This is a genomic window from Nitrobacter winogradskyi (genome assembly GCF_006539545.1).
Lineage (GTDB): Bacteria > Pseudomonadota > Alphaproteobacteria > Rhizobiales > Xanthobacteraceae > Nitrobacter > Nitrobacter winogradskyi_A.
In genome coordinates this window covers 86,911-94,856 of the sequence record NZ_BJNF01000020.1, presented here as the reverse complement: position 1 = coordinate 94,856, position 7,946 = coordinate 86,911, and the positions used below count along the sequence as shown (strand labels likewise).

The 7,946-nt window shown below is 62.1% G+C and carries 5 protein-coding genes; 2 read left to right on the top strand and 3 right to left on the bottom strand.

Features of this window, described 5'->3' with window-relative positions; all coding sequences use genetic code 11:
* The coding region (locus tag NWI01_RS04505) for a glycosyltransferase family 4 protein (RefSeq protein ID WP_141382732.1) at positions 1–1,065 on the bottom strand (1,065 nt) is incomplete at its 3' end.
* Positions 1,066–1,371: 306 nt separating this feature from the next.
* Here NWI01_RS04505 and NWI01_RS04500 point away from each other — a divergent pair.
* Both NWI01_RS04500 and NWI01_RS04495 read left to right on the top strand, forming a co-directional pair.
* A complete protein-coding gene (locus NWI01_RS04500) occupies positions 1,372–3,135 on the top strand; it encodes an ABC transporter ATP-binding protein (protein ID WP_141382731.1) in 1,764 nt (587 codons plus the stop codon).
* A 67-nt stretch (positions 3,136–3,202) separates the two neighbouring features.
* Positions 3,203–5,404: an amylo-alpha-1,6-glucosidase gene (locus tag NWI01_RS04495; protein ID WP_141382730.1), complete on the top strand. Its 2,202-nt coding sequence runs from the start codon at positions 3,203–3,205 to the stop codon at positions 5,402–5,404.
* 199 nt (positions 5,405–5,603) lie between these two features.
* Here the strand turns inward: NWI01_RS04495 and NWI01_RS18780 are convergent, their stop codons facing one another.
* Both NWI01_RS18780 and NWI01_RS04490 read right to left on the bottom strand, forming a co-directional pair.
* Complete coding sequence (locus NWI01_RS18780) at positions 5,604–5,747, bottom strand: hypothetical protein (RefSeq protein WP_181410366.1); 144 nt, start codon at positions 5,745–5,747, stop codon at positions 5,604–5,606.
* Positions 5,748–5,932: 185 nt separating this feature from the next.
* Positions 5,933–7,900, bottom strand: coding sequence for a carbohydrate porin (locus NWI01_RS04490; RefSeq protein WP_141382745.1), 1,968 nt, complete (start codon positions 7,898–7,900; stop codon positions 5,933–5,935).
* Between the last annotated feature and the right edge of the window lie 46 nt (positions 7,901–7,946).

Below are 7,946 nucleotides of genomic sequence, written 5' to 3'. Positions count from 1 at the left end.
GGTGGCGTTGCTGACCAGCTTGATCCTCGGCGCCGTCGCCTCGATGAGGTTTCGATAGGAGTCGAGATAATCCAGCGCCATGCGCCGCGCCGTGAAGCGCGTTTCGAACTCCGCCCTGATGGCTCCGCGATCGAGCGTCGTCAGGCTGTGGACGGCGGCGACCGCGCTGATTTCGTCTTCGACGATGAAGCCCGTTCGGCCATCCGTAATGATCTCGGCGACGGAGCCACGATTGTAGGCGATGACGGGCGTGCCGCACGCCATCGCCTCGATCATGACAAGGCCGAACGGTTCAGGCCAGGCGATCGGCACCAGCAGTCCGATGGCGCCGCTGAGGAAGTCCGGCTTCTCATGGTCGCTGATCTCGCCGATATACTCCACCAGCGGATGATCCATCATCGGACGGATGTATTCATCATAATATTCCTGGTCGGCGCGATCGACTTTCGCGGCGATCTTGAGCGGGATGCCGCACCGAAGCGCGATCCTGATGGCGCGGTCGACGCCTTTCTCTGGAGCGATGCGGCCCAGTACCGCGAGGTAGCTCGGCTTGACCGGGCGAGGCGTCAACAGCTTTTCCGGGAGCCCGTGATACACGGTACGGAGCCAGCGGGCTTGCGGCGCCGGGCGCCGTTGTGCGTTCGAGATCGAAATCAATGGAATTGAAGAAAATGCATTGAATACCGGCTGGAGCTCCGGGAGGTCGAGGCGGCCATGCAGCGTAGTGAGAAAGGGTGTCGGTTGTCTCGAAAACAGTGAGAAGGGGTAGTAGTCGAGATGAAAGTGGAGAAAATCGAACTCTTCATCGTCACATTTCCGGCGGACCCGTTCCAGCATCACCATGTGCAGCGCGTTCGGATCGCGTACGGCGCCATCCAGGCGTAGAGCCCTTGGCCAGGTCGCATCAAGTCGGGCCGACGTAAGAGAATCGCCGCTGGCGAAAAGGGTCACGTCGTGGCCGAGGGCAACGAGTTCTTCCGTCAGCCAATGCACCACTCGTTCAGTGCCGCCATACAGCTTCGGAGGAACGGCTTCCGTCAACGGAGCAACCTGCGCGATGCGCATCTATCAGTCTCCTGTCATTGTGTTCATGTCTCGGTGTTCATGTCTCGTCGGCGAGTGGAGGCGTCAGGGTTGTCGGGACAAAGGAACGTTCCCGGATTTGAGAGGTTCCTTTGTTCCGCGCGACTTCTTCCACATTGTCGTCTTGCTGATGCCATCACTCCCCTGCAGACAACCTATGCAGGCTTTGCAACGAAGTTTGTGCGCATTGACGGCTTTTCTGGGGGGCTTGTGCGGCATTGTCGAACATCTTCCGAGAAGACGCCTTCGCTCTTTACTCTGGTCAACTTCACAGCACGGTAGGGATGCATGGACGATTTTTCGGAATACGCCAGTCGGCCCTTTGCATTCGTGATGCGTTACTGCCGCCGGCGGTCAGCGTCGCACATTGCGATCCTTCTATGCGTCGTCGCGGCGGTGGTGTGTTCAGTCGGGACGCAATACGGCGTCAAGTCGCTCGTTGATGCGCTGACGCGCGGGCCCGGGCATAGCGGGGCGGTATGGCTGGCGTTCATCTTTCTTGTGACGCTGATTGCTGCCGACAACCTGCTCTGGCGCGTCGCGAGCTGGGTCGCGAGCTTCACATTCGTCGGCGTCACGGGCGACCTGCGCCGCGATATTTTCAGGCATCTGACAGGTCATGCGCCAAGTTATTTCGCTGGACGAATGCCGGGGATGTTGACGGGCCGCATCACGGCGACCTCGAACGCGGTCCACACCGTCGAGAACATGCTGGTCTGGAACGTGCTGCCGCCCTGTATCGCGACGGTGGTTGCGATTGCGCTGATCGGAACGGTCAGCCTTCCGATGGCGGCCGGGCTGGCGCTCGTCGCCGTCTTCATGGTCGTCGTCATGTTCGGAGTGGCTGCCGGGGGGAAGGCCCTGCATGACGATTACGCCGACAAGGCTGCGAGGGTTGATGGCGAGATGGTCGATGTCGTCAACAACATGCCGCTGGTCAGGGCTTTCTGCGGCACCGACCATGAGCTGGACAGGTTCAATGCCACGGTCGGCCGCGAAATGGGCGCGCGCGGACGCAGTCTTCGTTATCTGGAGAAGCTGAGGATCGCTCATGCCGTCGTCACCATCGTGCTGACCATTTCGCTGCTGGCGTGGGCCATTACGCTGTGGCAACGCGGCAGCGTCACCACCGGGGACGTCGTGCTGGTCTGCACGCTCGGCCTGTCGATTCTGCACGCCACCAGAGATCTCGCCGTCGCGCTCGTGGACATCACCCAGCATGTGGCGCGGCTGTCGGAAGCGGTCGCGACGCTGCTGGTCCCGCACGAGCTGACCGATCATCCCGAAGCCAGGCCGTTACGAAAGAACGGTGCGGCCATCGCTTTCAACAATGTCTCGTTTCGTTACCCGGGCGGCCGATCCGTTTTCGAGCGGTTCAACCTCAGGATACAGCCGGGGCAGCGCGTCGGGCTGGTCGGAGAGTCCGGCGGCGGCAAGTCGACGCTGTTCGTCCTGTTGCAGCGGTTCTACGATGCGGAGCGCGGAAGCGTGACGATCGACAATCAGGATATCTCGCGCGTGACGCAGCACAGCCTGCGCGAGGCCATATCCGTGGTGCCGCAGGACATTTCACTGTTTCACAGGACCATCCTGGAGAACATCCGTTACGGTCGTCCGACGGCGACCGACGACGAGGTGCTGCGCGCAGCGAGCGCCGCGCGTTGTGACTTCGTCGACAAGCTCCCGGAAGGGTTCGCGACCATGGTCGGCAACCGCGGCGTAAAGCTTTCCGGAGGTCAGCGCCAGCGCATCGCCATCGCGCGCGCTTTCCTCAAGGATACGCCGATCTTGCTGCTTGACGAGGCGACCGCAGCGTTGGACAGTGAATCCGAGGAGGCAGTCCGCGAGGCGCTCGGCAGCTTGATGCGAGGCCGCACGGTGATCGCCATCGCGCACCGGCTTTCGACCTTGCGCAATTTCGATCGCGTGGTCGTGCTCAAGAACGGCAAGATCATCGAAGACGGCCAGCCCGCTTGTCTGATGCGCAAAGACGGACACTATCGAAACCTCGTCGCCAAGGAGATGAGCCGCCTCGCTGTTCACGCGGCTTGAACCCTGATCTCCGTCAGGCGTCGGTCGCTGGACGGAGCCGCATGATCAGGAATTCAGCGGGGGGCAGATGATGGCAGCAAAACGTGCGGCTCAGATGACGAGCACGCCGTCCGAGGTTCTTTCGGAATCGCCTTTCTATATTCCGATGACCGGACCGTCGGCGCGCCCACGCCGCACGCTGAAGCACGATGACACCTTCGTTGTGCTGGACAGCCATGGTGATATCGGCGCTTCCGCGGGAGGGCCGGACGGGCTGTTCAATTCCGACACACGATATCTTGCCCGGCTGGAGTTGCTTCTCAACGACATGCAGCCGCTTCTGCTCGGCTCCAACCTGCGCAACGACAATTCCGGCCTCACGGTCGATCTCACCAATCCCGATATCTATGATGGCGACCGGATCGTATTTCATAAGGATACGATCCATATCGTGCGCACGACTTTTCTCTGGCGGGGAACGGCGTATCAGCGGATAGGTCTGCAGAATCACGGCGAGCAGGCCGCAAGCGTCGCCCTCTCCCTTCGATTCGACAACGACTTCGCCGACCTGTTCGAGGTTCGGGGCGAGCGCCGCGAGCGGCGCGGGACAGGCGCCAGCGAATTGGCCGATCCCGCCACCGTCGTTCTGTCCTACACGGGCGTCGATGATATCGTTCGGACCTCGCGCCTGCATTTCGCGCCACGGCCGACGCGGCTGACGGTCAACAGCGCGGTTTATCAGATCGATCTTCCCCCGCAGCAGACCACCGAAATCTTTCTCACCGTGTCCTGCAACAAGCCGGAGACGGAGAGGCCGGTTGCGTTCTATCGCGGCTTGCTGGCGCATCGACGTGAAATGCGGCGCGCCTGGTCTCATACGACGAGTATCGAAACCTCGAACGACGTCTTCAACGAGGTATTGTGCCAGTCGATGGCCGATCTGAATATCCTGATGACGCAGACGCCGCAGGGCCGCTATCCCTATGCCGGGATCCCCTGGTACTCGACCACGTTCGGGCGCGACGGCCTCATCACGGCCTTGCAGATGTTGTGGATCGATCCTGGCATCGCGCGCGGCGTTCTCCGGAGGCTTGCGGCCTTTCAGGCGAAAACCGTCGATCCTCTCTCGGATGCCGAGCCGGGAAAAATCCTTCACGAAATGCGCGGCGGTGAAATGGCGGCGCTACGCGAAGTGCCTTTCGAACGATACTACGGCAGCGTCGATTCCACGCCGCTGTTCGTGCTGCTCGCGGGGCTCTACGTCGAACGCACGGGCGACGAGTCGATCCTGAAAGAGCTATGGCCGGCGATCGAGGCTGCGCTCGGCTGGATCGATGGCCCCGGCGATCCCGATGGTGACGGCTTTGTCGAATATCGGCGCGCATCCGAGCAGGGACTCGCCAATCAAGGCTGGAAAGACTCATTCGACGCGATCTTCCATGCCGATGGCACGCTTGCCGAGGGCAATATCGCGCTCGCGGAGGTGCAAGGTTATGTCTTCGCCGCCAAGCGGGCGGCGGCGCGGTGCGCGCGCTCGCTCGGCCTGACCGATCGGGCCGGTGAACTGGATCGCGCCGCGGAGCGTCTGGCATGCCGGTTCGAGGAGTCATTCTGGTTGCCGGATATGGGAACCTACGCGCTGGCGCTGGACGGGAGAAAACGCCCCTGCGAAGTGCGGACGTCGAACGCCGGACAATTGCTGTTCACCGGCATGGTCCGTGAAGATCGGGCGCGCCTGGTCGCCGCCGATCTGATGCGGCCGGCGTTCTTCACCGGATGGGGAATCCGCACCGTTGCTCTTGGGGAAGCGCGCTACAATCCGATGTCCTATCACAACGGCTCGATCTGGCCGCACGACAACGCGCTGATCGCGCTCGGGCTCGGGCGGTATGGCCTCAAGCACTCGGTGGAGCAGGTTTTCAAGGGGCTGTTCGATGCCGCTTCCTATATGGATCTGCGGCGGCTGCCGGAACTGTTCTGCGGCTTCCGACGTGAACCGCGGCGTGGGCCGACGCTCTATCCCGTCGCCTGTCTGCCGCAGGCATGGGCGAGCGCAACGCCGTTCACGCTGCTGGAAGCGGCGCTGGGTCTGGAATTCGACCCCGCAAGGAGCGAGATCCGGCTGCGCAATCCGCGGCTCCCGGCGTTTCTCAACGAGATGATCCTGCGGCGGCTGCATCTTGGCGAATCCACCGTCGATCTGCGTCTGCGCCGGCATGATGAGGACGTGTCGGTTGAGGTGCTGCGGACACAAGGCCACGTCCAGGTATCGATGGTGCTGTCCCGTTAGAGCATGATCCGACCCGAAGGGCCGCGCCAGCGCAAAGTGGAAACCGGTCTTCGGATGAGATCATGCTTAAAAATAAGCGACGAGTCCGATTCAACTTAGTTGAAACAGACTCTATAGCGGTTTCTTCACGCGAACCGGTGTCCATCCTCGGGTCAAGCCCGAGGACGTACTTCGCTCGAAAACGTTATAGATAGGACGGTCATGGGCCGCGTCTCTCAAGCTCCTTGACCCGCGCCTCGTACTCTTCGGCAAGCTTGAGCAAGCGCTTTTCGGTGAACGGATCGGTTCCCTTTGCGAGTCGGCGGCAGCGTTCGGCCTGTTGCTTCAGAAACTCGATATCCATGACGTCATCAGCGTTATGAATTCGTGGAATCAGTCCGTCTCAATACTCGTCATCACAGTCAGCCGGGGAGCGGAACGAGATGGAGACTCTGCATGATCGCGTATGCTTAACCCGCGTCGGAGTCTTGCGTTCCTCGACCTCCACAAGTAACCCCCATGTCCTGACGGGGGGGTCGGCCCCTGTTGTTAGAACTCCCCGCGCAGCCGTCCGGAGAATACATGCACGGGACCACGATCGGCGTTATAGCCAGGGTTCGTAATGAACTGATAGTCCGCCGTCAGGGTGACCCACCGGTTCAGCGCAAAGGCATAGTACGTCTCCAGTATGCGCTCGCGGCGATAGTTGAGCCGGCCGTCGCCGATCAGAACGCTGAGGCCGCCGGCGGCGATGAAGTCGCGATGATCGCGTGACAGCGCGTTGATCGCGCCGCCGAGGCCGATCGTATCCTCCGGCCGACCCCAGCGTGTTCCCTTGATCGAGGCTCCGAGCGAGAGGCTGGCGTCGATGTCGGTGAACGCCATGATTTCGGTCTTGCCGTCGTTCCAGCTCCAGCGGCCGAACAGCCCGATGTCGTCGGTGACGGCCTGCTCGACGTTGAAGGCGTAGCCGTATTTGATCCGGCCCATGCGGGTCCGCGAGATGTCGAGATTGGCGGGATCGTTCAGCGCTTCACGATAGCTGCCCATAAAGGCGCTGTTGAGCCAGCCGAGGGAGCGGAGCCTGCCGGGCTGGCCGAACAGAGAGAAGCGTGTCTCCAGTTCCAGCACATACTCGCCGCGCCGAAACACCTGGGTGTCGAAACTGTCGGCGTTCGATTGCGAATTCATCAGGAAATAGCCGCCGCGCAGCGCCCATTGTTTCTGATTGAGTTCGGCGGTCACGCCGTAGGTCAGCCCGAGCCGGTCTGCGGCATAGTCGAAGGCGCCCGGCGCCCACAGTGACCAGTTCATGAAATCCGTGCGGGTGTCCTTGGCATAAACGTTGCCGTCGAACAGGTCGATGACCGCCATCTTGCCGGCTTGCAATGTCAGTCGCGAGATATCCGCTTTGCCTGCGATCTGCCCCGGATCGGTTGCCAGATCTTCCTGCTCGCCGCCGAAGCCGAAGGTCTGACGCACGAACAGCCGCGAGGTGTTGTAGCGCGGATAGGGGAAGTTGGATTTTTGCGCCTCGCCGCTCGGAAAGCCCGCGACGCCGACGGTGTCGCTGAGGCCGAAACCCTGAAGCAGTTCGGGATTGTAGTAGACTTCACCGCCGTCCCAGACCCGTGCGTTCAGAAACAGCGCGTTGCTCCACGTCGCCTGATACTGTGCGGCCGGGCTCAGGCTGTTGGGGCCGCTGTAGGGCGCGCGGAAGGACGGATACCCCTGTCCCAGATAGACGGTCTGGCCGTGAACCTCCCAGCGGTCGGATTCCAGGCCGGCTGGCGGTTCCGCCGTGGGGCCCGTGCCGATCACTGATCCGCCGAGCCTGCGGTTGAGGCCGACGCGGATCGATTGAAAATTCATGGTCGCGGCGTATTGCGCAGCCGACGGAAACTGAACGCTCGCTCCTTCGAATTGATAGTGGAGATATTCAAGCCGTGCGCTCCAGTACGGCGCGAAGGCGTATTCAATCCCCGCGCCGGCGACCCAGCCGAAGCGGGCATCCAGCTTCTTCTCCTGATCGCCCGAGGGAAGATCGTTCAGATAGCGGTCGCCGGTGAAGGCGAGGCCGCCGGTGGCGTAGGCGAGCCAGGGCCCCGCGGCATAGCCGAACCGCGCGCGCGCCGTTCCGATGAAATCCCATTGGTGCGTGATGCCGGAGCGCGCTGTCGCGAGCTTTGAGATGAACGAATTGGACTCGATAGCGTTTGGGAACGAGACGTCGGCTTCGGCGCCGAGCAGGAGCCCCGACGGAAGCCGGACATTGTAGCCCGCCTGAATGCCGCCGATCAGTCCCCCGAAAACATGGCGGCCGGAGGCCGGTGCGGGATCGAAGAGTGTCGCGGCCGATCGGCCGCCACCAAATCCGGCGTGGCCGCCGACATAAAAGCCCGACCAGTCGATGGCGGTCACGGGACGCGCTTTCCTGATCACGGGAAAGTCCGCCGCCTGCGCGAACCCGTTCTGTGCCAGCAGGCTTGCCGCAAGGCCGGCGAGGGCGCATGTCACCCGCTTCAACGCTTGCGCCGTCTGGATTTGCTCGGACCTGTTTGGT

What these genes read in the sequence shown, in the direction of transcription:
- NWI01_RS04500 (WP_141382731.1), top strand. Translation starts at nt 1,372, where the DNA reads ATGGACGATTTTTCGGAATACGCCAGTCGGCCCTTTGCATTCGTGATG.
- NWI01_RS04495 (WP_141382730.1), top strand. Translation starts at nt 3,203, where the DNA reads ATGATGGCAGCAAAACGTGCGGCTCAGATGACGAGCACGCCGTCCGAG.
- NWI01_RS18780 (WP_181410366.1), bottom strand. Translation starts at nt 5,747, where the DNA reads ATGGATATCGAGTTTCTGAAGCAACAGGCCGAACGCTGCCGCCGACTC.